General features: G+C 62.1%; 23 protein-coding genes and 1 tRNA gene. 16 read left to right on the top strand and 8 right to left on the bottom strand.

Features of this window, described 5'->3' with window-relative positions; translation table 11 throughout:
• Window positions 1-75 precede the first annotated feature (75 nt).
• Entirely contained in the window at window positions 76-468 is a 393-nt protein-coding gene (locus tag O3301_RS17115) for a hypothetical protein (RefSeq protein WP_305056958.1), read from the top strand.
• A gap of 3 nt (window positions 469-471) precedes the next feature.
• Here the strand turns inward: O3301_RS17115 and O3301_RS17110 are convergent, their stop codons facing one another.
• Complete coding sequence (locus O3301_RS17110) at window positions 472-1,386, bottom strand: LysR family transcriptional regulator (protein WP_289913288.1); 915 nt, start codon at window positions 1,384-1,386, stop codon at window positions 472-474.
• Window positions 1,387-1,488: 102 nt separating this feature from the next.
• Here O3301_RS17110 and O3301_RS17105 point away from each other — a divergent pair, with 102 nt between their 5' ends.
• The 4 genes from O3301_RS17105 (at window position 1,489) to O3301_RS17090 (ending at window position 5,391) form a co-directional block, all read left to right on the top strand.
• Window positions 1,489-2,598 (top strand): muconate/chloromuconate family cycloisomerase, encoded by a 1,110-nt coding sequence (locus tag O3301_RS17105; protein ID WP_305054301.1) that lies wholly within the window; start codon window positions 1,489-1,491, stop codon window positions 2,596-2,598.
• Window positions 2,599-2,751: 153 nt separating this feature from the next.
• On the top strand, window positions 2,752-3,042 hold the full coding sequence (gene catC / locus O3301_RS17100) for a muconolactone Delta-isomerase (protein ID WP_215403851.1): 291 nt from the start codon (window positions 2,752-2,754) through the stop codon (window positions 3,040-3,042).
• Between the two features lie 24 nt (window positions 3,043-3,066).
• A complete protein-coding gene (gene pcaD / locus O3301_RS17095) occupies window positions 3,067-3,882 on the top strand; it encodes a 3-oxoadipate enol-lactonase (protein ID WP_305056957.1) in 816 nt (271 codons plus the stop codon).
• Between the two features lie 105 nt (window positions 3,883-3,987).
• Window positions 3,988-5,391 carry a sodium:solute symporter family protein gene (locus O3301_RS17090; RefSeq protein ID WP_305056956.1) on the top strand — a complete coding sequence of 468 codons (1,404 nt, stop codon included), beginning with the start codon at window positions 3,988-3,990 and terminating at the stop codon, window positions 5,389-5,391.
• 13 nt (window positions 5,392-5,404) lie between these two features.
• On the opposite strand, the gene O3301_RS17085 is transcribed toward O3301_RS17090, so the two are convergent.
• From O3301_RS17085 to O3301_RS17075, 3 genes are all read right to left on the bottom strand, one after another.
• Window positions 5,405-6,799: a GntP family permease gene (locus O3301_RS17085; protein ID WP_305056955.1), complete on the bottom strand. Its 1,395-nt coding sequence runs from the start codon at window positions 6,797-6,799 to the stop codon at window positions 5,405-5,407.
• 128 nt (window positions 6,800-6,927) lie between these two features.
• Window positions 6,928-7,004 (bottom strand) — tRNA-Pro (locus tag O3301_RS17080).
• Window positions 7,005-7,058: 54 nt separating this feature from the next.
• Window positions 7,059-9,152 carry an AsmA family protein gene (locus O3301_RS17075; RefSeq protein WP_305056954.1) on the bottom strand — a complete coding sequence of 698 codons (2,094 nt, stop codon included), beginning with the start codon at window positions 9,150-9,152 and terminating at the stop codon, window positions 7,059-7,061.
• 132 nt (window positions 9,153-9,284) lie between these two features.
• Here O3301_RS17075 and O3301_RS17070 point away from each other — a divergent pair, with 132 nt between their 5' ends.
• The 3 genes from O3301_RS17070 to arsH are packed head-to-tail and all read left to right on the top strand — an operon-like array spanning window position 9,285 to window position 10,814.
• Window positions 9,285-9,656, top strand: a complete 372-nt coding sequence (locus tag O3301_RS17070) for a helix-turn-helix transcriptional regulator (RefSeq protein ID WP_289899829.1) — start codon at window positions 9,285-9,287, stop codon at window positions 9,654-9,656.
• Window positions 9,653-10,075 (top strand): arsenate reductase (glutaredoxin), encoded by a 423-nt coding sequence (gene arsC, locus O3301_RS17065; protein WP_289899830.1) that lies wholly within the window; start codon window positions 9,653-9,655, stop codon window positions 10,073-10,075. The genes O3301_RS17070 and arsC overlap by 4 nt, the downstream gene beginning before the upstream one ends.
• A 1-nt stretch (window position 10,076) precedes the next feature.
• On the top strand, window positions 10,077-10,814 hold the full coding sequence (gene arsH / locus O3301_RS17060) for an arsenical resistance protein ArsH (RefSeq protein WP_305056953.1): 738 nt from the start codon (window positions 10,077-10,079) through the stop codon (window positions 10,812-10,814).
• A gap of 66 nt (window positions 10,815-10,880) precedes the next feature.
• Here the strand turns inward: arsH and ispB are convergent, their stop codons facing one another.
• Entirely contained in the window at window positions 10,881-11,870 is a 990-nt protein-coding gene (gene ispB / locus O3301_RS17055) for an octaprenyl diphosphate synthase (RefSeq protein ID WP_099395339.1), read from the bottom strand.
• Between the two features lie 304 nt (window positions 11,871-12,174).
• On the opposite strand from ispB, the gene rplU reads away from it, so the two are divergent.
• From rplU to proB, 5 genes are all read left to right on the top strand, one after another.
• Window positions 12,175-12,486 (top strand): 50S ribosomal protein L21, encoded by a 312-nt coding sequence (rplU, locus tag O3301_RS17050; RefSeq protein WP_034754730.1) that lies wholly within the window; start codon window positions 12,175-12,177, stop codon window positions 12,484-12,486.
• Between the two features lie 40 nt (window positions 12,487-12,526).
• Window positions 12,527-12,799 carry a 50S ribosomal protein L27 gene (gene rpmA, locus O3301_RS17045; RefSeq protein ID WP_070219281.1) on the top strand — a complete coding sequence of 91 codons (273 nt, stop codon included), beginning with the start codon at window positions 12,527-12,529 and terminating at the stop codon, window positions 12,797-12,799.
• A gap of 113 nt (window positions 12,800-12,912) precedes the next feature.
• Window positions 12,913-14,022 (top strand): GTPase ObgE, encoded by a 1,110-nt coding sequence (gene obgE / locus O3301_RS17040; RefSeq protein WP_077400162.1) that lies wholly within the window; start codon window positions 12,913-12,915, stop codon window positions 14,020-14,022.
• Between the two features lie 12 nt (window positions 14,023-14,034).
• Window positions 14,035-14,445, top strand: coding sequence for a hypothetical protein (locus tag O3301_RS17035; RefSeq protein WP_035825091.1), 411 nt, complete (start codon window positions 14,035-14,037; stop codon window positions 14,443-14,445).
• A 27-nt stretch (window positions 14,446-14,472) separates the two neighbouring features.
• Window positions 14,473-15,591 carry a glutamate 5-kinase gene (proB, locus tag O3301_RS17030; RefSeq protein ID WP_251349774.1) on the top strand — a complete coding sequence of 373 codons (1,119 nt, stop codon included), beginning with the start codon at window positions 14,473-14,475 and terminating at the stop codon, window positions 15,589-15,591.
• Between the two features lie 54 nt (window positions 15,592-15,645).
• Here proB and nth read toward each other — a convergent pair whose 3' ends face one another.
• Both nth and rsxB read right to left on the bottom strand, forming a co-directional pair.
• The gene (nth, locus tag O3301_RS17025; protein WP_034782448.1) at window positions 15,646-16,293 is read right to left on the bottom strand and encodes an endonuclease III; all 648 of its coding nucleotides are present in this window, start codon (window positions 16,291-16,293) and stop codon (window positions 15,646-15,648) included.
• A complete protein-coding gene (rsxB, locus tag O3301_RS17020; protein WP_305056952.1) occupies window positions 16,290-17,021 on the bottom strand; it encodes an electron transport complex subunit RsxB in 732 nt (243 codons plus the stop codon). The genes nth and rsxB overlap by 4 nt, the downstream gene beginning before the upstream one ends.
• A gap of 363 nt (window positions 17,022-17,384) precedes the next feature.
• On the opposite strand from rsxB, the gene O3301_RS17015 reads away from it, so the two are divergent.
• The 3 genes from O3301_RS17015 to O3301_RS17005 all read left to right on the top strand — a co-directional run bounded on the left by O3301_RS17015 (window position 17,385) and on the right by O3301_RS17005 (window position 21,545).
• Window positions 17,385-18,125 (top strand): ABC transporter substrate-binding protein, encoded by a 741-nt coding sequence (locus O3301_RS17015; protein WP_305056951.1) that lies wholly within the window; start codon window positions 17,385-17,387, stop codon window positions 18,123-18,125.
• A gap of 129 nt (window positions 18,126-18,254) precedes the next feature.
• Entirely contained in the window at window positions 18,255-20,819 is a 2,565-nt protein-coding gene (locus tag O3301_RS17010) for a TonB-dependent siderophore receptor (RefSeq protein WP_305056950.1), read from the top strand.
• 42 nt (window positions 20,820-20,861) lie between these two features.
• The gene (locus O3301_RS17005; RefSeq protein ID WP_305056949.1) at window positions 20,862-21,545 is read left to right on the top strand and encodes a DOPA 4,5-dioxygenase family protein; all 684 of its coding nucleotides are present in this window, start codon (window positions 20,862-20,864) and stop codon (window positions 21,543-21,545) included.
• A 66-nt stretch (window positions 21,546-21,611) separates the two neighbouring features.
• Here the strand turns inward: O3301_RS17005 and O3301_RS17000 are convergent, their stop codons facing one another.
• The gene (locus tag O3301_RS17000; RefSeq protein ID WP_077400193.1) at window positions 21,612-22,832 is read right to left on the bottom strand and encodes a polyhydroxyalkanoate depolymerase; all 1,221 of its coding nucleotides are present in this window, start codon (window positions 22,830-22,832) and stop codon (window positions 21,612-21,614) included.
• Between the last annotated feature and the right edge of the window lie 91 nt (window positions 22,833-22,923).

Here is a 22,923-nt window from a genome sequence, read left to right as displayed (position 1 = left end):
AAGATGCATTCCGCTAGAATGAAAGGGCGCGGCCAGGCTCGTTGCCACAGGCCGCACCATTTGCAATGGCTGAACATGATATTCCTCGACTTTCCCGCCTTGTCCGCGCTGGCCACCGCTTCGGCCACGATTACCAAAAAATGCAGCTGCTGCGTCGTTCCGCTGGACGCCTGGCAGCGCCTTCCCACCTCGCTGGAGCTGGACCGCTTTGAAGAAGTCGGCACCCTGCGCGAAGATCCGTACGAGGAACCGACGTTTGACGAGTATCACCCGCACGGCACGCGCTACGACAGCGTCGATGCGCCCATCGCGCCGCGCTTTTATCCCGCCAATCTGAGCCAGGTAGCCCGTTGCCTCAATTGCGGCCGCCACTACTTGCGCTACAACGAGGCGGGCGGTTATTTCACGGAACTGCGCATCCGCGCGCTGCGCCCGGCATTGCTGGCCGACGCGCCGCTGTCTGCCTGAGGGCTACAGGCTTTCCTTGACGTGCGCGATGCCGTGTTCATCGTAGATCGAATACACGGCAGCGAGGAGATTGTCCAGTTCCGGCGAGCGATCCATGTGCCGCATGCTGAATAAAATGGGCGAGAACGCATGCTTGTCGTCCAGCTTGCGGTACACGACGTTCCGGTGATGCATGGCTTGCACGCTTTCCGGTACGATGGAAATGCCTTGGCCGGCCGCCACCAGTCCCATGGAAATCTGCAGCTCGCGCACTTCCGTGACGGGGCCGGGCGTGACATTGCCCTCGCTGAACATGGCCAGCACCTGGTCGGCGAAGCTGGGGCGGGGCGCTTTCGGATACACGAGCAGGGTTTCGTGGATCAGGTCCGTCAGGCGCAACCCGCCTTCCCCCTTGGCCAGCCGGTGGCCGGGCGGCAGGGCCACCACCAGCCGCTCTTCGCGCAGCAGGATGCGGCGGATGCTGGGGTCTTCGCTTTTCAGGCGCCCGAAACCCACGTCGATGCGGCCTTCCTTCAGGGCCTTGATTTGCTCCACTGTCGTCATTTCATGCAGGGTCACGTCGACTTCGGGATGGCGCTCGCAATAGCGGTGCACGACATCGGGCAATTCCCCGTACAGGGTCGAGGCGACGAAGCCGATCGACAGCGTGCGTTCCAGCTTGCCGATGCGCTGGGTCATCGCCTTCAGGTCGCGCACCTGGTCGAGCAGCGGGCGCGCGTGGGCGAGAAAAAACTCACCCGCTTCCGTCAGCCGCAAGGGCCGCGAGCCTTTCTCGATCAGCGCCACGCCCAGGGTTTCTTCCAGCTGCTGCATCTGCCGGCTCAGTGGCGGCTGCGCGATATGCAGGCGCGCGGCGGCCCGCGTGAAGTTCCTTTCCTCTGCTACTGCCACGAAGTAGCGCAAGTGTCGTAATTCCATCTTCATACCTTTCAGGTATAGGTTTGATACCAACTCGGTGTTGGACGTGGGGACATTCGGGGAATATCGTGTCTCCACTCTACAGAATTATACGGAATAAATATGATTCAAAATATCGAGACCTACCTGGTCGATGTGCCAACCATCCGTCCGCACAAGCTGTCCGTCGCCACCATGAATACGCAAACCCTGGTGCTGGTACGGCTGCGCTGCGCCGACGGCATCACGGGCTGGGGCGAGGCGACCACCATCGGCGGCTTGAGCTACGGCGGCGAAAGCCCGGAAAGCATCAAGACGAATATCGATACCTACATCGCACCGCTGCTGGTCGGCATGGAAGCGAGCGAAGTGGCCAAGGCGATGGCCAGGGTGCGCAAGGTCATCCAGGGCAACCGCTTCGCCAAGTGCGCGATCGAGACGGCCCTGCTGGACGCGCAGGCGCGCCGCCTGAATGTGCCGCTGTCGGAATTGCTGGGCGGCCGCGTGCGCGATGCGCTGCCCGTTGCCTGGGTGCTGGCCAGCGGCGATACCGCGCGCGATATCGCCGAAGGGGAAAAAATGCTGGAATTGCGCCGCCACCGCATCTTCAAGCTGAAGATCGGCTTGCGCGACGTGATGGATGACGTGGCCCACGTGCTGGAGATCAAGCGGGCGCTGGGCGAACGGGCCAGCGTGCGCGTCGACGTCAACCAGGCCTGGAGCGAGACGGACGCCGTGCGCGGCATCGCCGCGCTGGAAGCGGGCGGCATCGACTTGATCGAGCAGCCCGTCAAGGCGGGCAACCGCGCCGCGCTGGCGCGCCTGACGCAGCGCTTCGACGTGGCCATCATGGCCGACGAAGCCTTGCACGGTCCCGCCGATGCGCTGGCGCTGGCGCAGGCCGATGCGGCCGACGTGTATGCGGTCAAGATCACCCAGTCTGGCGGCTTGCTGCCCGCGCTGGAAGTGGCCACCGTGGCGCGCCTGGCCGGCGTCGGCCTGTACGGCGGCACCATGCTTGAAGGCGGCGTCGGCACGGCGGCCACGGCCCACGTCTGCTCGACCTTTGCCGAACTGGCCTGGGGCACGGAACTGTTCGGGCCATTGCTGCTGACGCAGGAAGTCCTGCGCGAGCCGCTCGTGTACCGCGACTTCATGCTGCAGGTACCGACTGGCCCGGGCCTGGGCGTCGAGATCGATATGGACAAACTGCGCGCCATGCAGCGCGCCTGAAGACGCCTATCAAAACCTACTGCGCGTCGTGATTTACGGTCTGCGATGCTCACTGTACCTTCGTACAGTTGCGCTTCTCGACCGCAACTCTCTTCCGCTCGCTACGGTTTTGTTAGGCGTTGTAAGTGCCTATAAAAATCTTAAGGAGACACCATGTTATTCCATGTACGCATGAACGTGAACCTGCCATTGGACATGCCCGCCGAACAGGCGGCGCAGCTCAAGCAGACGGAGAGGGAACTGGCGCAGCGCCTGCAGCACGAGGGCAAGTGGCGCCACCTGTGGCGCATCGCGGGCCAGTACGCCAACATCAGCGTCTTCGATGTGGACAGCGTGGACGAGTTGCACAACTTGCTCACTTCCTTGCCGCTGTTCCCCTACATGCAGATCGACGTGATGCCGCTGTGCCGTCACCCATCGTCGGTGCGCGACGGCGATGCCTGACCCGCAGAGCAAAGGAGACATGCCATGAAACACACGGATACGGGAATTGTCGTGACCACCTGGAACGGGGAAGATACGCTGCTGCATTACCGCACCGACGGCGAGCGCGGCAAACCGTGCCTGGTATTGTCGAATTCCCTGGGCACGGACCTGTCCATGTGGGATGCCCAGGCGGCGGACCTGGCCAGCGACTTTTATGTCGTGCGCTACGATACGCGCGGCCATGGCCGCTCGGCCAGCGGCGGCGCGCCGTTCGGCATCGAGCGCCTGGGCCTGGACGTGGTGGCGCTGCTCGACCACCTGGATATCGCCCGTGCCGCGTTCTGCGGCATTTCCATGGGCGGCTTGACGGGGCAGTGGCTAGGCATCCACCAGCCGCAGCGCTTGACGAAGCTCGTGCTGGCGAATACGGCGGCGCGCATCGGCACGGCCGACGCCTGGCTGGCGCGCGCGGCGCAGGTGCGCCGCGACGGCATGGCCACGGTGGCCGACGGCGCCGCCGCGCGCTGGTTCACGCCAGCCTTCATCGCGCGTGAAGCGGCCACGGTGGCGCGCATGATCGCCACCCTGCGCGGGCAGGATGCCGAAGGCTACGCGGCCTGCTGCGCAGCGCTGGCGCAGGCGGACTTGCGCGCGCAGGTGGCCACGATTGCGGTGCCGACCCTGGTCATCGCCGGCGAGCACGATCCCGTCACCACGGTGGACGATGCGCGCTGGCTGCAGCGGCAGGTGGCAGGCGCACAGCTGGCCCAGGTACCCGCGTCGCATTTGTCGAATGTCGAGGCGGCGCCAGCCTTCACGGCGCAGCTGCGCGCCTTTGTCGCGTCGCCGGCAAGGTAAGATTTCGCTTTGCCCCTGAGCACCGCCACCGGCAAAGACCGGCACGCGGCAGGGGAAGCTTTTTTGAAAAAATAATAAGAAAAAAAGCAAACTTGGAGTAGATAGATGGAAAACAGATTGATCATCATCGCGGCGGTCACGGTGGGCTATTTCGCTCTCATGTCGTACATTACGTATAGCGTGCGCAAGCATGCCAACAGTGCCGAGGGCATGACGGCGGGAGGACGCAACTATCCCGCCTACCTGATCGGCGCGCTGCTATTGTCGGAATTCATCGGCAGTTCCGTCAGCATCGGCACGGCCCAGAAGGGCTATGAACTGGGCATTTCCGCCGCCTGGAACCTGGTGGCGCTGTCGCTGGGATTTTTGCTGCTGGCCATCGTGCTGGTGAAAAAATACAAGGAAAGCGGACAGTCGACGATTTCCGGCATCCTGGCGCAGACGTACGGCGAACCCGTGCGCTATGCGGCGTCTATTCTCACCATCGTCGCGCTGAGCATCGTTGCCGTGGCCCTGTATGCGAGCGGCGGCGCCGTGCTGGCGGCCGTGCTGCACATCAACAAGACGGTGGCCATTTTGCTGGTGGGCGCCATCACCGTGATCTATGTCAGCCTGGGCGGCATGCGCTCGGTGGTGTACACCAATTTCGCCCACTCCATCGTCAAATACCTGGGCGTGATCCTGGCGCTGGCGTATGCGCTGGAAGCAAGCGGCGGCATCGGCGCGCTGCAGGCGCAGCTGCCGGCCAAGATGTTCAACTGGGTAGAGATCGGCTGGGGCCAGATCATCGCGTGGATGATCGGCGGCATCGGTTCCATCTTCGCCACGCAATACGTGATCCAGGCTCTCGTCAGCACGGACAACCCGGCCGTGGCCAAACGCGCCTGCTATTACGTGTCTTCGTTGATGATTCCGTTCGGCCTGATGGCCGCGCTGATCGGCATGTGCAGCGCCGTGCTGTATCCGGGCATGAAGTCGATCGACGCCTTCCCGACCCTGATCGCCCACATGCCGGCGTTTTCCGCCAGCATCATGATCGTCGGTCTGGCCGGCGCCCTGTTCGGCGGCATTTCCGCCACCACCCTGGCATCGGCCACCCTGGCCATGAAGGATTTTTATGACCCCTGGTACAACAAGGCAAAGAACGATGCGAAATCGCTGATGTTCCTGCGCATCGCCATCGTCGTGGCCGGCTTGCTGCCGCTGGTGCTGGCGCTGTATGCGGAAAAACTGCTGATGATCGCCTTCCTCGGCAAGGCCCTGCGCGCGACCCTGGCCGTGCTGGTGCTGATGGCTTTCTATGCGCCGAAATTCGGCACGCCGCGCGGCGCCTTTGTCGGCGTGATCGTCTCGGTGATCGCCACCATCGGCTGGTTCCTGGCAGGCAATCCCTATGGCGTGGACAGTTCCTACCTGGCGCTGGCCGGTCCGCTGCTGACCATGGGCATCAGCCATCTGTTCAAGCCGGCGCAAGCGGCGTCGGAGAAATCGTCCGCCGCGTTGCCGTAGTGCACGCCAATTCTTACACCAGCCCCGTCAGGTAATACAGGGCAATGACGAGGAACACGGCCACCGTCTTGATGACGGTGATGCCGAAAATGTCGCGGTAGGACTGGCGGTGCGTGAGGCCCGTGACGGCCAGCAGGGTGATCACGGCGCCATTGTGCGGCAAGGTATCCATGCCGCCGCTGGCCATGGCCACCACGCGGTGCATCACTTCCAGCGGAATGTGCGCCTGCTGCGCGGCCTGGATAAAACTGTCCGACATGGCAGCCAGCGCGATGCTCATGCCGCCCGAGGCCGATCCCGTAATGCCGGCCAGGGTCGTCACGGACACGGCCGCGTTGACGAGCGGATCGGGTACGCTGCGCAAGGTGTTGCTGACGGCAAGAAAGCCGGGCAGGGCGGCAATGACGCCGCCAAAGCCATATTCGGAGGCCGTATTCATGGCCGCCAGCAAGGCGCCGCCCACGGCCGCCTTGGTGCCTTCTGCAAAGGCGGCGCGGATGCGCCCGAAAGCCGTTGCGCACACGAGCAAAATTCCCAGCAACAAGGCGCCTTCCACGGCCCAGATACCGGTGACGGAGGCGATCGACGTGGTCACGGGCGCATGCAGCCCTGGCAACGCCTCGGCGGTGAGCGAGTAGCTGGCACCGTACCAGTGGGGAATCAGCCGGGTCAGCGCAAAGTTGGCCACCCCCACCAGCACCAGAGGCGCTACCGACAGCAGCGGATGGGGCAGGTCGCCCACGTCGGCCTTGGCCTTTTCGGCCTCGGCCCCATAGCCTTCGCCCGTCGCCATGACGGAACGGCGGCGCCATTCGAGGAAAGCCAGCCCCATGATCACCGTCAGTACGGCGCCGATGGTGCCCAGCCACGGCGCGGCCCAGCCCGTCGTATTGAAAAAGGTGGTGGGGATGATGTTCTGGATCTGCGGCGTGCCGGGCAAGGTATCCATGGTGAACGAGAACGCGCCCAGGGCGATGGCGCCCGGCATCAGCCGCTTGGGGATATTGCTTTGGCGATACAGCTCGGCCGCAAACGGATACACGGCGAACACCACCACGAACAGCGACACGCCGCCATAGGTCAGGGCCGCGCACACGGCAACGATGACGGCGTTCGCGCGCGCGCTGCCGATATAGCGAATGGCCGCCACGACGATGGACTGGGAAAAGCCAGACAGCTCGATGAGTTTACCGAACACGGCGCCGAGTAAAAAGACGGGGAAATACAGCTTGATGAAGCCCACCATCTTTTCCATGAAGATGCCGCTGAAGACAGCCGGCACGGCCGACGGATCGGTCAGCAGCACGGCACCGAGCGCGGCGACGGGCGCAAACAGGATTACGCTATAGCCGCGGTAGGCGGCCAGCATGAGAAAGGCCAGTGCGGCCAGAACTATCAGGAAAGACATCGGTCAGGCCCTTGCGCGGAAAGTGATCAGGATACTAATGATGCAATTAGTATCATACTTTTCGGCAAGACACCAACGCGCAGGTCAAGGTGCAAGCAGTTGATGCAGGCGCAGCAAGGAAGAAGGGCTGGTCGGGGTGAGAGGATTCGAACCTCCGGCCTCTGCGTCCCGAACGCAGCGCTCTACCAGGCTGAGCCACACCCCGCTTTCCTTCATTACAGCAGATGGCGGGGTGGCTTTCAAGCGCCTGCATCAAGGTCTATTTCTTTTCCTGCTGGGCCTTCCTGATGTCCGCTTCGCTCACTGTCTTGGCTGGCGCGTTCGTCGTCGGCGAGGCGGGGGCCTTGCGGGTGGCGTTCGCTTGCGCCATGACGGCGGCGCAGTCCGTGTCGGGCGCCTTGTCGACGTTGACCAGCGGCAGCAGGGCGGCCAGCGGCGTGACGACGGTGGCCAGGGCCACTGCGGCGCCCGCTTTCAGGGCCAGCGGGCCTTTTTGCGGACCCACGTCCGGGTTCTTGAACGTGCCTTTCGCGTACAACGGCGTGCGCAGGGTGATGATGCGGGCGCCCTTGGTGCGTGGGCGCACGTCGAGGTCCAGGGTTTCGTGGGCCAGGTTGACGTTGCCCGTGACATTCACGACCGCCGTGTCCGTATCGAGCACGAAGCGGCGCACGTCGGCCTGGCCATTCGTGACGGCGAAGTCGCTGGCCATGCAATTGAGGTGTACTTGCTTGTCGCCAAAGATTTTGACGAAGACGGCGTTGGCCAGGTTCAGGCCGGCCAGCTCCAGCATGAATTGGCTGACGGAGCCTTCACTGACGGTGGCCGCCAGTTCGCCATTCGCGCTGGCCAGCATGGCCGAGACGGAGTTGCCGTGGCCCGTCAGCGCCGCGTCGCCATACACTTCGCCGAAACTCGCTTGCATCGATTGCAGCTTGGGAAACAGTTCGCGAATTTTGAGGTGACGCGCCGCCACCTTGGCTTGCGCGGCAATGGTCTTTTGACGGCCGTCGAGCGTGATATTCGAGGTGATGTCGCCGCCGGCCATGCCGAAGTTGAGCGGCGTCAAACTCAACACCTTGTCTTTCATGTGGATATGGGCGACGATATCGTTGAACGGAATGTCATGCGTGCGCACCAGTTTCTTGCCCGTGAATTTCACGTCGGCATCGAGCGCATTCCATTTGGCCGTGTTGAACTGTTCCACGGGCAAGGCTTTGTTGTCGGGCTGCACGGGCGCCTTGCCGCGCGCCTGTTTCTGCGCATTGCTGTCGGCGCCGATGGTGGGACCCAGGTCTTCCAGACGCAATTGCTGCGACGTCACTTCACCGCGCAGCAGGGGACGCGGCTGGCGCGGCAAGTATTGCAGGGTGCCGGCCAGGTCGCTCTGGCCCACCGTGCCCTTGAAGTCTTGATAGGTCCAGTTCCAGGTGGCGCCGTCTTTCTTGCCCAGCAAGCGTCCCTTGGTGGCGTAGTCCGGCGTTTCCGGCAGCAGCACGCCCGTCAGCGGATACAGGTCGGCCATGCTGGCGCCGGCCAGACTCAGCTGCAAGTCGATGCCGGACAAGGAGCGCGGGTCCGTCAGGGTGCCGTCGATGCTGGCCTTGTTCTTGCCCAGCACGGCATGTGCCTGCACGGGATAGACGGTGTTGTTATCGGTCAAGGACAGCACGGCGCCCGCCTTGCCGCCGCCCGTCACGGGCGCCTTGCGATAGGTTCCGCCCAGGGTGAATGCGATGCCGTATTTCTGCATGGGCGCGCTGCCTGGCGCGTCGCCCGGCGTCGCATCGGGCGCCGTCGAGCTGACCTTGGCGTGCACGTCCAGCGCGATGCCCTCGTCCAGATAACGGATGGCGCCGTCGCCGAAGGCCATGCGCTGGATTTCCACGTCCCATGCCGAAGGGCCGTTATCCTTGAAGGTCCAGCTGTTGCTGCCATCGGCACGCCGCTGCAGGGCGATGTTCGGCGCGTCGAGCGCCAGGTCCGTCAGTACCACCTTGTGCTGCAGCAAGGGCAATGGGTGGAGGGCCACATCGATGCGTTTCGCGCTGGCCAGCTGCGGGCCGGCCGTGGCCCAGTCCGGGTTGCTCATGCGCACGTCCTGCGCGCTGATGATGGGCCGCGGCACGTAGCGGCGCCAGCCGGGCTCCGTTTTCAGCCCTTGTTTCCATTTCACCTGCAAATCGCCGCCGATGACGAAGGTGCGGCCCGTGCTTTCCGACACCTTCTCGTTGATGTAGGGGCGCGCGCGGTTCCAGTCGAAGGTCAGTACAAAGATGACCACGATGGCAACCAGGGCCAGCAGGGCGGCCAGGCTCCAGCCGAGGATTTTCAGGGGTGTCGAGCGTGTCATGGGATGCCGATCGCAGTGATTTTTCATCAAGGTAGACCGATAGGCCATGACAGTCGGTGCGCTAGGTTACGTAAGATAGGTTGCCAAGACGTATGGCTTGAAATGATTCAATAATTCGACTATTATTGAAATATGGAAAATACACAGCAAATAGCGAGCGGAGCGACACCGCTGACGAGTACTTCCGCCATCGTGGCCCTGGCCGCGCTGGCACAGGAATCGCGGCTGGCCGTGTTCCGCCTGCTGGTGCAAGCGGGGCCGCAAGGCATGGCGGCGACGAAAATCGCCGAAGCGCTGGCCATTGCGCCCTCGTCGCTGTCGTTTCACTTGAAAGAACTGGCGCACGCCAATCTGGTAACGGCAAGCAAGGCGGGCCGTTCCATCATCTATGCGGCCAACTATGCGGGCATGAACGGCTTGCTGGCCTTTTTGACCGAGAACTGCTGCGCTGGCGCGCCTTGCTGCGTCAGCGAACCACATTTACTGAAGGACATCACGACATGACGATCACGATTTACCACAACACGGCGTGCGGCACCTCGCGCAATACCCTGGCCCTGATCCGCAACACGGGCGTCGAACCCGTCATCATCGATTACGTCAAGCATCCGCCTTCGCGCGAGGAGCTGGTCGACCTGATCGCCCGCGCCGGCCTGACCGTGCGCGCCGTCATGCGCGACAAGGGCGCCCTGTACGACGAACTGGGCCTGGCCAATCCGGATTTGCCCGATGCGGCCTTGCTCGACGCTATGCAAGCCCATCCTATCTTGATCAACCGCCCCATCGTCGTCACGGAACTGGGCGTGCGCCTGTGCCGGCCTTCGGAAAAAGTGCTGGAAATCCTGCCGCTGCCGCAGCAGGGCGCGTTTGCCAAGGAAGACGGCCAGGCCGTGGTGGGCGCCGACGGCAAGCCGGTGGCCTGAGATGGCAGACCTTGCCAACGAATTGCCGAACATCAGCGCCGCGCACCTGGACGTGCCGGACCTGGACAAGCTGGCGCCGGCCAGCGTGTCCACCCACGCGCCGCGTATCCTGCTGCTGTACGGCTCCTTGCGCGAGCGCTCGTACAGCAAATTGCTGACCCTGGAGGCGGAGCGCATCCTGCGTCACTTCGGCGCCGACACGCGCGTGTTCGACCCGCATGGCTTGCCCATGGTCGACAGCGTGTCGCCCGAGCATCCGAAAGTGCAGGAGTTGCGCGCGCTGTCGCTGTGGTCGGAAGGGCAGGTGTGGTGCAGCCCCGAGCGGCACGGCGCCGTCACGGGCGTGTTCAAATCGCAGATCGACTGGCTGCCGCTGGAAACGGGCAGCGTGCGGCCCACGCAGGGGCGAACTCTTGCTGTGATGCAAGTGTCCGGTGGCTCGCAATCGTTCAATGCCGTCAACGGCTTGCGCGTGCTGGGACGCTGGATGCGCATGGTCACCATTCCGAACCAGTCTTCCGTTGCCAAGGCGTACCAGGAATTCGACGATGACGGCCGCATGAAGCCGTCGCCGTATTACGAGCGCCTGGTCGATGTGATGGAGGAATTGTACAAATTCACTCTGCTGGTGCGCGACCGGCGCGATTACCTGGGCAGCCGCTACAGCGAACGGCTGGAAGCGGCGCCGGCCATCGTGCAGGCATTGGCGGGCGCGGCAATGGAACACGAGCGCACCTAGCTTTTCGGCAGTGCATAAAAAACGGCGCCATCGGCGCCGTTGTCTTTGCTGTAGCGCAAATCGCGATCAGTGATTGCGGTCCACGGCAAACGAGCACAGTTGCAGCATGGATTGCTTGTAGACGCTGTCCGGCCAGCCGGCGATGGCATCGGCGGCGCGCTGGCCGGCGATTTCCGCCTGCTTGCGCGTGTAGTCGAGGGCGCCGCTGCTGGTGATGGCCGTCAGGACGGCGTCGAAATGCTGTTCGTCGCCTTGCTCGATGCAGCTGCGCACCAGTTCGCGTTGCTCTGGCGTACCGTTTTCCATCAGCCAGATCAGCGGCATGGTCGGTTTGCCTTCGCGCAAGTCGTCGCCCACGTTCTTGCCGATTTCGGCAGCGTCGCCTGCATAGTCGAGCACGTCGTCGATCAGCTGGAAAGCCGTGCCCAGCGAGCGGCCGTATTCGGCAGCCGCTTCGATATCGTCTTCGCTGGCGCCGGCGATCAGGGCGCCCAGTTGCGCCGACGCTTCGAACAGCTTGGCCGTCTTCGAGCGGATGACGTTCAGGTAGCTGTCTTGCGTCACGTCCGGATCGTGCATGTTCAGCAACTGCAGCACTTCGCCTTCGGCGATCACGTTGGTGGCGTCGGACAGGATTTGCATGACGCGCATATTATTCAGCGACACCATCAACTGGAACGAGCGCGAGTGCAGGAAATCGCCCACCAGCACCGAGGCGGCATTGCCGAACAGGGCGTTGGCCGTCTGGCGTCCGCGGCGCATCGACGATTCGTCGACGACGTCGTCGTGCAGCAGGGTGGCGGTATGGATGAATTCGACCACGGCGGCCAGTTCATGGTGCGCCGTGCCGCGATAGGCGTGGGCATTGGCCACCAGCAAGATCAGCACGGGACGGATGCGTTTGCCGCCTGCGCTGATGATGTATTCAGCGATCTGGTTGATCAGAATCACATCGGAGTGCAACTTTTGGCGGATCACCGTATTGACTGCGTCCATATCGGCGGCAATCGTTTGCACGATGGTGTTTTGGTTAACGTGTTTGTTAGCGTCAGACAAGGCGAACCTGCATTAGATTGTGGGTGCCGCGATTATACGACAAGGCTTGCGCGTGCGTGACGTTTGCCTATGACTGTAGGGCAATTGATTGATCTGCTTGGCACTGGCGCGCGTTTTGCTGTCCGCCTGGCGCAAGCCTGACATGATGGTCAGGTTGTCGACATACCACGATCGTCAAGCTTTGTGAATACTTTTTGACGCAATTTCTCAGTCCGTGTATAATCGCTGGTTCCCCCTGTTGTGCACGGCTTGCTTTTCATGGCAGTGGGACAAATTCTTTCAACATTTGATGAGGTTTCAAATCATGTACGCGGTCATAAAAACCGGTGGCAAACAATACAAAGTTGTCGCTGGCGAAAAACTTAAAGTAGAACAGATACCGGCAGACATTGGTTCCGAAATCACCATCGATCAAGTGCTCGCAGTAGGCGCGGGCGACAGCATCAAGTTTGGTGCTCCATTGGTCGAAGGTGCAACGGTACTGGTTACGGTTGTGGCGCATGGTCGCCATGATAAGGTCAAAATTTTCAAGATGCGTCGTCGTAAGCACTACCAAAAGCATCAAGGCCATCGCCAGAATTTTACCGAAATCCAAATCGTTTCGATCAACGGCTAATCGCCGCTGTTTGAATTAATCAGCTATCAAGGAGTCTTAAATGGCACATAAAAAAGGCGGCGGCACAACGCGAAACGGCCGTGATTCAGAATCAAAACGTCTGGGCGTTAAAGTCTACGGCGGCCAAGCTATCAATGCTGGCGGCATCATCATTCGTCAACGCGGCACCCCAGTGCGCGCCGGCGAAGGCGTAGGCATGGGCAAGGACCACACGTTGTTCGCGCTGATCGCGGGCAAAGTGAAGTTCGTTGTCAAAGGTGCTGGCTCGAAGCAATTCGTGACCGTTGTACCAAACGAAGCAGTACCAGCGTAATTCATCGCGGAGCGCCAGTTCGCTCCGCCATGATCGCATGATGTAAGGCGCAAGCCTTCAATCGAAAGGCTCTGCCCAAGGTAGAGCCTTTTTAGTTTTATGGCGGCAAAATTATGAAGTTTATCGACGAAGCAAAAATCGAAGTCATCGCGGGCGATGGCGGCAACGGCTGCGCATCTTTCTGCCGTGAAAAATTCCGGCCTTTCGGCGGTCCCGATGGCGGCGATGGCGGCAAGGGCGGGTCCATCTGGGCTGTCGCCGACCGCAATATCAACACGCTCGTCGATTTCCGTTTCTCCAAAATGCACAAGGCTCGCAATGGCGAGCCTGGCCGTGGCGCAGATTGCTATGGCAAGGGCGCGGATGACATCCACCTGCGCATGCCTGTGGGCACCTTGATCATCGACAACGCGAGCGGCGAAATCCTGGCCGATTTGACCGAACACGGCCAGATCGAATTGCTGGCCAAGGGCGGCGAAGGCGGCTGGGGCAATATCCACTTCAAGTCCTCGACCAACCGCGCGCCACGTCAAAAAGGCGAGGGCAAGGAAGGCGAACGCCGCGAACTGCGCCTGGAACTGAAAGTCCTGGCCGATGTAGGCCTGCTGGGCATGCCGAACGCCGGCAAGTCGACCTTCATTTCGGCCGTCTCGAACGCGCGCCCGAAAATTGCCGATTATCCATTTACCACCCTGCACCCGAACCTGGGCGTAGTGCGCGTGTCGCACGAGAAGAGCTTTGTGATCGCCGATATTCCCGGCTTGATCGAAGGCGCTTCCGAAGGCGCGGGCCTGGGCCATCAATTCCTGCGTCACTTGCAGCGCACGGGTCTGTTGTTGCACATCGTCGACCTGGCGCCGTTCGAAACCAACGTCGATCCTGTCAAGGAAGCCAAGGCGCTGGTGAAGGAATTGAAGAAGTACGACGAGTCGCTGGTCGACAAGCCGCGCTGGCTGGTGTTGAACAAGCTCGACATGGTGCCGGAAGAAGAGCGCAAGAAGATCGTCAAGGACTTCCTCAAGCGTTTCGCCTGGAAAGGTCCCGTCTTCGAGATTTCCGCGCTGAACCATCAAGGTTGCCCGGAACTGGTGAATGCGATTTACCAGCATCTGGAAGCGAAGAAACACAGCGAAAGCCGTGCCGAAGAAACGCAGATGACCGAAGAAGCACGCGGTATCTCGTCGATCGACCCGGATGATCCGCGTTTCAAGATCCTCGACTAAGGCTTTACCCTGATGTCGGTACAGACGGCCGCTGCCGCGCCAGCGCGCAAGCAAGCGTGGCAGCGCCGTGTATTGCATCTGATCGCGTATGCTTACGGGCTGAGCGCGGTCGCCTGCCTGTTGTTCGCCGATGAAATGGCGGCCGGCATGGGCATCTTCCTCAATGGCGTCAATGGCTACAGCCAGTTCTACGCCACGCATGTCGGTGTCTGGGGCGCTACCGCGCTCCTGGCGCTGTTCGCGGCACGGCAGGGCGAACCGCCTGTGCTCGGCGATATCACAGCAATGTTGGTCCTGGCGCAGCCCGCCGGCCGTCTGTTCGCGGCCATCAGCTTCGGCTTGCCCCAGGGTTTTGTGTTGTTCATGTGCGCAATGGAGCTGACGGCGGGGCTGGCCTTGCTGCTGCTGCGTCCTGCGCGCTGACGTCTAATAAGTGAAGAGCGCCGCCCCATGGATTCCGTGATTCAAAAAGCTACCCGCATCATCATCAAAGTCGGCTCTTCGCTGGTCACCAACGATGGCCGCGGACTCGATCATGCCGCCATCGCGCGCTGGGCCGCGCAGATTTCCGGCTTGCGCGCCCTGGGCAAGGAAGTGGTGCTCGTCAGTTCCGGCGCCATCGCCGAAGGCATGCTGCGCCTCGGTTTCGAGCAGCGCCCCACCGATATCCACGAATTGCAGGCCTGCGCCGCCGTCGGCCAGATGGGCCTGGCACAAATCTATGAAAGCAGCTTCCGCGCGCACAGCCTCGGCACGGCGCAAGTGCTGCTCACGCACGCCGACCTGGCCGACCGCGAACGCTACCTGAATGCCCGCTCCACCCTGACGACCCTGCTGCGCCTGGGCGTGGTGCCGATCATCAATGAAAACGACACGGTCGTCACCGATGAAATCAAGTTCGGCGACAACGATACCCTGGGCGCCCTGGTCGCGAACCTGATCGAAGCCGATGCGCTCGTCATCCTGACGGACCAGCACGGCCTGTTCTCGGCCGACCCGCGCAAGGACCCGACCGCCTACCTGATCACGCAAGGTATCGCCGGCGATCCGGCCCTGGAAGCGATGGCCGGCGGCGCCGGCAGCAGCCTGGGCCGTGGCGGCATGCTGACGAAAATCCTCGCCGCCAAGCGCGCCGCCAAGTCCGGCGCCCACACCATCATCGCCTGGGGCCGCGACAGCGACGTGCTCAGCCGCCTGGCCCAGGGCGAAGCGATCGGCACGGAGTTACTGGCACAAACGGGGCAATTGACGGCGCGTAAGCAGTGGATGGCCGATCATCTGCACACGGCCGGCGCCGTCGTGCTGGACGCTGGCGCCGTGCAAAAGCTGCGTCAGGAAGGCAAGTCCCTGCTGCCGATCGGCGTGACGGGCGTGAACGGCGAATTCGGCCGCGGCGCCGTCATCACCTGCGTCGACGTGGATGGCGTGCCCGTGGCGCGCGGCCTGTCCAACTACACGAGCGGTGAAGCGCGCCGCATCATGCGCAAGCCGTCCACCGAGATCGAAGCGATTCTCGGCTACATGGAAGGCCATGAGCTGATCCACCGCGACAATATGGTGTTGCTGTAAGCGTCCGCTTGCTGCGAATGACAAAAACGGCCCTCGCGGGCCGTTTTTTTTGCCTTACACCACGGCCGGCATCGGCGACTTGTCCTTGTAATCGCACAGGTCGGCAATCATGCAATTCCAGCATTGGGGCTTGCGCGCCGTGCACGTGTAGCGGCCGTGCAGGATGAGCCAGTGGTGGGCGTCGTGCAGGAATTCCTTGGGGATGAATTTCAGCAGTTTTTGCTCGACGATATCGACATTCTTGCCTGGCGCGATGCCAGTGCGGTTCGAGACGCGGAAGATATGCGTGTCCACGGCCATCGTCGGTTCGCCAAACGCCGTGTTCATGACCACGTTGGCCGTCTTGCGGCCCACGCCGGGCAAGGCTTCCAGCGAGGCGCGGTCGCGCGGCACTTCGCCGCCGTGCTGCTCGAGCAGGATCTGGCAAGTGGCGATGACGTTCTTCGCCTTGGTGCGGAACAGGCCGATGGTGCGGATGTAGCTGGCCAGCTCGTCCACGCCCAGCGCCAGTATCGTGGCTGGCGTATTGGCGACCGGATACAGCAAGCGGGTCGCCTTGTTGACGGACACGTCCGTCGCCTGTGCCGACAGCAGCACGGCGATCAGCAGCTCGAACGGTGTCGTGTAGTCGAGTTCCGTTTTCGGGGAAGGATTGGCGGCGCGAAAGCGCGTAAAGATTTCCAGGCGTTTGGCGGCGTTCATGCGTCTTTTTTCGGGGTGGTGGGGGCTGGCTGGGGGATATCCGTGCTGGCGGCAGCGGCCTTGGCGCGCGCGCGCTCCATGGCCGCGGCGATGATGGCGCGCTTGCGTTCCTTTTCCGCCTGTTCGTCGGGCGTGACGGGCACTTCCTGCGTCACTTCGCGCATCTTGGCGACGGCCTTGGCAGTCAGGCGCGCTTCGTTTTCCTCCGTTTCGCGGCGCAGGCGCTGCGTGCGGAAATCGTGGCGCGCGCGCGCGTCGTCTGCTTCTGCCTGGCTCCAGGCATCCCAGCCCGTGGCGTCGCCGCTGACCGGGTACATGACGATGCAATCGACGGGGCAGGGCGCCACGCACAAGTCGCAGCCCGTGCACAGGCTTGTCACCACCGTATGCATCTGCTTGGCGGCGCCGACGATGGCGTCCACCGGGCAAGCCTGGATGCACAGGGTACAGCCGATACACAGCGATTCGTCGATATAGGCGACAGATCGCGGACGTTCGAGGCCGTTGACGGGATTGAGCGGGATGACTTTTTTGCCCAGCAAGCCGGCCAGGCGCACGATGCCTTGCGCGCCGCCCGGTGGGCACTGGTTGATGTCGGCGCTGCCGGCGGCAATCGCTTCCGCATACGGGCGGCAACCGTTGTAGCCGCATTTGGTGCATTGCGTTTGCGGCAGCAAGTCTTCGATCTGGTCGGCAAGTGAGGGAGGGGCAGGGTGCGGCACGGTCATCTTCCACGGTAAAACGCCATTATCGGCCATCCGGCGCGCGCACAAGTAAAAACCTGTTGCGCGAGAGGGGATAGCCGGCGCCATGACAGCCTGTTGCAGGCGCGCCGCAATCGTATTTTATTTCCCGTGGGAATGTCAAAGTGCAAATAAACAACTTTGCAATTTCTTTTTTTTGTGGGAGCATGATTTTTATCAAGCCAGTGATCAAAAAAAGCCGACCGCCAGTCCTGTTGCCGCGCCTGCATTGCACGGTGCGCCAGGCCATAGGAGCCAAACATGCGTTTCCTCCGGACAGTTGGTTTGCCCTTCTGTTTGTTCATGCACTCTGCACTTGCCCTTGCACACGGGCAGGCTAGCTCCCCCATGGCAGCGCCGGGCGCTGCCAGCTCGCGCATCGTCCGCTTCGCGGCGGAAGACTGGCCGCCCTTTATTTCCCGCACTCTGCCGGCCGATGGCATGTCGGGCGCCATGGTCAGCGCCGTTTTCGAGCGTCTCGGCTATACGGTCAAATATGACTATTTTCCCTGGAAGCGCGCCATGCAGTTTGGCTTGGCCAGTTCCCGCTATGCTGGGTTTCTGGCCGTGTGGCGCACGCCGGAACGGGAAAAACTCTGCCACTTTTCTGTTCCGGTTGGTAACACGCAGGGTGTGCTGGCCTACCTGAAGGAGGACGGCGTGCCCGGTGCCAGCCTGGCCGACCTGGGCAAGCTGCGCATTGGCACTGTGGCCGGCTACTCGAATGGGGAACAGTTCGACGGCATGGTGGCGCGCGGCGAGCTGAAGACGGAAGAGGGCTTGAACGACGCGACGAATCTGAAGAAACTGTTCATCAAGCGTTACCGCGTGATCGTCATCGAGCGCCATGTCCTGCAGCACTTGTTGATGGGGCGCAACTTCAGCAAGGCCGAGCGCGAACGCATCGCCGTCATCGATACCGTCTTCAAGGAGCGTCCCGTGCATGTGTGCTTCCAGCGCGATGCCGGGGGGGCGGCGTGGCAAAAACGCTTCAACGAGGCGGCGCGCGATATCGATACGGCCCGGCTGGAACGCGATTACTGGAAGCGGCTCGACCAGAGCCTGGCGACCGCCCCGGCGACTCCCTGACACGGCGCGCCGCCGCTGTTGTTAGTTGCCAAAACGAAATATCTAAATACGAAACCATTCGTTCTTGTTTGTTTGTCCATCCTTTAGTCTGCAGCCACTGTGTTGACGACTTTGAAAGGATGTTTTCGTATGCTGGAACCGATTCACAAGCATGACCCCGCCCCGCGTTTGCGGCAACTGGCGCACGCCGTCTCCGCCGCCGTACTGCTGCTGGGGGCGCCTGGCGTGGTCCACGCGCAGGCCGCGCCGGACGGCGCTGGCGCACTGGCCGCCGCGCCGTATGACACCGTCATCGTCACGGGGGCGCGCGGCACGGGCCGCACGGTGGCCAACAGCGCCGCCCCCATCGACGTGATCAGCGCGCAGCAATTGCAGGCCACGGGCAAGCTGAACTTGCTCGATGCGCTGGATACGGCCTTGCCGTCGTTCAACTTGCCGGCCCGTGTGCAGCCGGACCTGGGCAGCATCGTGCGCGCCGGTCAATTGCGCAACCTCGACCCGTCGCATACCCTGGTATTGGTCAACGGCAAGCGCCGGCATACGACGGCCATCGTCAACGAGGATGGTTTTCCCGGTTCCGTCGCCACCGACCTGGCCCTGATACCCACGGGCGCCATTGCCCGCGTGGAAATCCTGCGCGACGGCGCCTCGGCCATCTACGGTTCCGACGCCATCGCCGGCGTCATCAACATCATCCTGAAAGCGGATGACAAGGGCAGCTTCAGCACGCAACTCGGCTCCACCTATGACGGCGACGGCACGAACGGTTCCGTGCGCATCGATGGCGGCACGCGCCTGGGCGAACACGGCTTTGCCCACTTCGGCGCCGAAGTCCAGCGCCAAGGCATCGCCGTGCGCAATTTCGGCCTGAATCCCGGCTATCTGTCGTATCCGGCCGTGCGCAACAGCGATGGCCAGCTGGTGAAATTGGGGCCGAACAACAGCTTGCCGGCCGGCGCCTCGCCGAACCCGGCAGAAGCAAGCCGCAACAGCAATCCATGGCGCAATACGGGCGTGCCGCAAAGCACGACCGCTTCGCTCAGCGCCAACTTCGGCTATGACGTGTCGAACGAGGTACAACTGTACGGCTTCGGCACGTATGCGCACCGCAATGCCCGCTCGGCGCAGAATTTCCGTCTGCCCAATACCATTTTCAATAACAACAAAGGCTTGCTGTCCGTGTATCCCGATGGCTTCACGCCGTATGAAACGACGAGCGAAAACGATTTTTCCCTGACGGGCGGCGTCAAGGGCGAGACGGCCGGCTGGAACTGGGATATCAGCAGTACTTACGGACGCGACGATATCGACGTGGGCGTGGAACACTCGGCCAATTATTCGCTGAGCTATCCAGGTGGTAAGACGGATTTCACCATCGGCAATCAGCGTTACAGCCGCTCGACCACCAACGCCGACGCGCGCCGTCCCGTGCCGCTGGGCTTGAGCGAGCCGGCCGACCTGAGCGTCGGTCTCGAGTATTCGCATGAAACGCAGCAACGCAGCCCGGGCGAACCCGCTTCCTGGCAGGGCAGCGGCTCATCGGCGCTGGCTGGCTACCTGCCCGTCGACGCCTCGGACACGGCGCGCCACAGCTATGCGGCGTATATCGGCCTGGGCGCGAAACTGACGCCGCAATTGCTGCTCGACACGGCACTGCGCGCCGAGAAATATTCCGATTTCGGCAGCAAGACGACGGGCCGTTTGTCCGCCCGCTATGACGTCACGCCCACGGTGGCCGTACGCGGCACCGTCAGCAATGGTTTCCATGCGCCGAGCCTGGTGACGCAATCGTATTCGAACACCTCCGACCATGCGGGCGTGCCGTATACCCTGGCGCAGCCGAACTCGGCAGCAGCGCGGGCACTGGGTGCGCAAGCGCTGAAACCGGAAAAATCGACGAATCTGTCGGCCGGGCTGACCTTCAATCCTACGCCCACCCTGCGCCTGGCCGTTGACGCGTATCAAATCAAGGTCAGTGACCGCCTGGGCGTGTCGTCGAACATCGGCATCGACCGCAGCTCGGGCGTGGCGCTCGACGGCAGTGGCCGGCCGCTGACGGCCGCGCAAGCAAGCGTCATTGAAAACCTGCTGCGCTCGGCGGGGTTGACAGTCGGCAATGGCCTTGTCGCGCATTACTTTGCCAATGTGGGCGACACGCGCACGCGCGGCATCGATTTGACGGCCGAGGATGTCTTACGCGTGGCCGACAGCAAGCTGCGCTGGACGGCGGCCGCGAATATCAACCATACGAGCCTGGTCGGCAAGGCGGCCTTGCCGACGGTGCTGCAAGGCTTGCCGAATATCGGCACCCTGAGTAAATCGGCCGAGTACGACTTGCTGTACCGGGCGCCGCGCGACAAGGAAATCGTCACCCTGGCGTATGAAAAGGCGGGCTGGACGTTCAACGTGCGCGAGACGCGCTACGGCAAGCTCAAGCGCCTGAACGCCATCACGGGCGGCGATTACCAGCTGAAAGCCGCCTTCGTGACGGATATCAGCGTCGGCTACGACATCAGCAAGCGCATCAACGTGACGGTGGGCGCCAACAATGTCTTCGACCAGAAACCGGACCAGGTGCCGCGCGACGCGCGCAGCGCCGCGAATCTGGCGCAGTACACGGGCGCGTATGACAACTCGGGACCGTTGGGCGTACTGGGCGGTTATTACTACGCCCGCGCCACCGTTCACTTTTGATCTGCCTTCTCTCCATACTCATAATCAAGAACAGGAAATCCTATGTCTGACAACACTCAACACGCGGCCATCGACCTGGAATGGGCCAATCTCCTCTCGCCGCAGCGCCGCACGGTCTTGCGCAGCGGCGGCCTGGTGGCGGCGCTGGCCGCTTCGGGCCTGGCCGGCACGGCCCTGGCGCAGGATGGCGCCGTCAAACGCGCCAAACCAGCACCCGGCAAGAGCCCGTGGGGCGAGCATACGGACACGGCGCCCACGCCGCGCCCTGTCAGCGTGCGGCCCGGCGAGGAAACCTTGCCATCGAAGCCGCGCGCCTACACGGATATCGAGAGTTATCACGCGCATATCTATTTTGACGAAGACAGTTACCAAAAGGCGGCGCTGATACGCAAGTGGGCGGCCGAGCGCTTCCAGATCGAACTGGGCGACTGGAACCTGGAGCCGCGCGGCCCGCACGTGACGCCGTCGTTTTACTTTGGCTTTACGAATGACTTGCTGCCCGTCATCGTGCCGTGGCTGCAGCTCAACAGCCTGGGCCTGACGATACTGATCCACCCGAACACGGAAGATCCCCGCGCCGACCATTTGTATTACGCGCTGTGGGTGAACCGCTCGCAGCCCGTGAATGGCTATGCGATGAAGAAGCCGGGGCCGGGCGAGCCGCGAGTCGAGCAAATCTTTGTCAATACGCGTCCGACGGTGAAGGTCGAAACGGCACGCGCATGAGCCGGGCATAAAAAAAACGGCACGCCAGGGTAGCCTGGCGTGCCGTTTTGTCTGAAATACTGCGGATCAGGAATGTTTCTGGATGAATTCGCCGATTTTCGGGCAAATGATTTCGCGCCAGCGGCGGCCCGAGAAAATGCCATAATGGCCACATTTTGGCGCCACGAAATCCTGCTGCATCTCGGCAGGGATGCCGGAACACAGGTCATGCGCCGCCTGCGTCTGGCCGGCGCCGGAAATGTCGTCCAGCTCGCCTTCTACGGTGAACAGCGCCACATTCGTGATGTCTTGCGGGCGCACCAGCTGGCCGCCCACTTTCCACGTGCCCATCGGCAAGCTGAATTCCTGGAAAACCGTTTTAATGGTTTCCAGGTAGTACTCGGCCGGCATGTCCAGCACGGCGTTGTACTCGTTGTAGAACTGGCGATGGCCTTCCGCCGGCTCGTCGTCGCCCGTCACCAGGTGCATGTAGAACTCGCGATGGCTTTGCGCGTGACGGCCCGGGTTCATGGCGATGAAGCCGGCGTGCTGCAGGAAGCCCGGATACACCTTGCGGCCAAAACCCGGGTAGTTCGGCGGCACCGCGTAGATCACGGTGTTTTCAAACCACGAGAATTTCTTTTCCGTCGCCAGGTTGTTCACTTGCGTGGGTGAACGGCGCGGGTCGATCGGGCCGCCCATCATCGTCATGGTTTTCGGCATGTGCGGATCTTTGGCCGTCGCCATCAGCGAGATGGCAGCCAGCACGGGCACGGTCGGTTGACAGACGGAAATGACGTGCAAGTCAGGCGCCAGCAGGCGGATGAATTCCTGCACATAATAAATGTAGTCGTCCAGGTGGAACGGGCCTTCCGTCAGCGGTACCATGCGCGCGTCCGTCCAGTCGGTGATGTAGACATCGTGCTCGGCCAGCAAGCCGCGCACGGTATCGCGCAGCAGGGTCGAGTGGTGACCGGACAGGGGGGCAACCAGCAAAACTTTGGGCTGTTGCAAGCCAGTGGCTTCTTTCTTGAAGTGAATCAGACGGCAAAACGGTTTTGTCACGACAACGTGTTCGCGGATGTCGACGTTCTCGCCTTGGACGAGAACGGATTTGATGTCAAATTGTGGTTTTTCGTAGTCTTTGCCAAGGCGGTACATCAGCTCGTAGCCGGCTGCGATGCGTTGCGAAAACGGGGTGTGGGCCAGTGGAGAAACCGGGTTGGTAAATAACTTGGAGGACATGTCTGCCCATTGCATCACCGGAGTGAGGAAGGAGCGTTGCAGTTCGTGCAGTTGGTAAAGCATATATAGTCCTTGTTTAATTCCAAGCGCCAATATCGGCTCAAATATCATAATCCAATTTTACGATATTTGTTGAGGACAAAATGTGCATTAC

This window comes from Janthinobacterium sp. SUN211, assembly GCF_030587315.1.
GTDB lineage: Bacteria > Pseudomonadota > Gammaproteobacteria > Burkholderiales > Burkholderiaceae_D > Janthinobacterium > Janthinobacterium kumbetense.
The sequence above is the reverse complement of the archived record's forward strand: the minus strand, read 5'-3'. Positions and strand labels throughout refer to the sequence as shown.

What these genes read in the sequence shown, in the direction of transcription:
- obgE (WP_077400162.1), top strand. Translation starts at nt 12,913, where the DNA reads ATGAAGTTTATCGACGAAGCAAAAATCGAAGTCATCGCGGGCGATGGC.
- O3301_RS17115 (WP_305056958.1), top strand. Translation starts at nt 76, where the DNA reads ATGATATTCCTCGACTTTCCCGCCTTGTCCGCGCTGGCCACCGCTTCG.
- O3301_RS17015 (WP_305056951.1), top strand. Translation starts at nt 17,385, where the DNA reads ATGGCAGCGCCGGGCGCTGCCAGCTCGCGCATCGTCCGCTTCGCGGCG.
- O3301_RS17075 (WP_305056954.1), bottom strand. Translation starts at nt 9,152, where the DNA reads ATGACACGCTCGACACCCCTGAAAATCCTCGGCTGGAGCCTGGCCGCC.
- proB (WP_251349774.1), top strand. Translation starts at nt 14,473, where the DNA reads ATGGATTCCGTGATTCAAAAAGCTACCCGCATCATCATCAAAGTCGGC.
- O3301_RS17005 (WP_305056949.1), top strand. Translation starts at nt 20,862, where the DNA reads ATGTCTGACAACACTCAACACGCGGCCATCGACCTGGAATGGGCCAAT.
- pcaD (WP_305056957.1), top strand. Translation starts at nt 3,067, where the DNA reads ATGAAACACACGGATACGGGAATTGTCGTGACCACCTGGAACGGGGAA.
- O3301_RS17010 (WP_305056950.1), top strand. Translation starts at nt 18,255, where the DNA reads ATGCTGGAACCGATTCACAAGCATGACCCCGCCCCGCGTTTGCGGCAA.
- O3301_RS17070 (WP_289899829.1), top strand. Translation starts at nt 9,285, where the DNA reads ATGGAAAATACACAGCAAATAGCGAGCGGAGCGACACCGCTGACGAGT.
- rplU (WP_034754730.1), top strand. Translation starts at nt 12,175, where the DNA reads ATGTACGCGGTCATAAAAACCGGTGGCAAACAATACAAAGTTGTCGCT.
- catC (WP_215403851.1), top strand. Translation starts at nt 2,752, where the DNA reads ATGTTATTCCATGTACGCATGAACGTGAACCTGCCATTGGACATGCCC.
- rpmA (WP_070219281.1), top strand. Translation starts at nt 12,527, where the DNA reads ATGGCACATAAAAAAGGCGGCGGCACAACGCGAAACGGCCGTGATTCA.
- O3301_RS17085 (WP_305056955.1), bottom strand. Translation starts at nt 6,799, where the DNA reads ATGTCTTTCCTGATAGTTCTGGCCGCACTGGCCTTTCTCATGCTGGCC.
- arsC (WP_289899830.1), top strand. Translation starts at nt 9,653, where the DNA reads ATGACGATCACGATTTACCACAACACGGCGTGCGGCACCTCGCGCAAT.
- rsxB (WP_305056952.1), bottom strand. Translation starts at nt 17,021, where the DNA reads ATGACCGTGCCGCACCCTGCCCCTCCCTCACTTGCCGACCAGATCGAA.
- arsH (WP_305056953.1), top strand. Translation starts at nt 10,077, where the DNA reads ATGGCAGACCTTGCCAACGAATTGCCGAACATCAGCGCCGCGCACCTG.
- O3301_RS17105 (WP_305054301.1), top strand. Translation starts at nt 1,489, where the DNA reads ATGATTCAAAATATCGAGACCTACCTGGTCGATGTGCCAACCATCCGT.
- O3301_RS17000 (WP_077400193.1), bottom strand. Translation starts at nt 22,832, where the DNA reads ATGCTTTACCAACTGCACGAACTGCAACGCTCCTTCCTCACTCCGGTG.
- nth (WP_034782448.1), bottom strand. Translation starts at nt 16,293, where the DNA reads ATGAACGCCGCCAAACGCCTGGAAATCTTTACGCGCTTTCGCGCCGCC.
- O3301_RS17035 (WP_035825091.1), top strand. Translation starts at nt 14,035, where the DNA reads ATGTCGGTACAGACGGCCGCTGCCGCGCCAGCGCGCAAGCAAGCGTGG.
- O3301_RS17090 (WP_305056956.1), top strand. Translation starts at nt 3,988, where the DNA reads ATGGAAAACAGATTGATCATCATCGCGGCGGTCACGGTGGGCTATTTC.
- O3301_RS17110 (WP_289913288.1), bottom strand. Translation starts at nt 1,386, where the DNA reads ATGGAATTACGACACTTGCGCTACTTCGTGGCAGTAGCAGAGGAAAGG.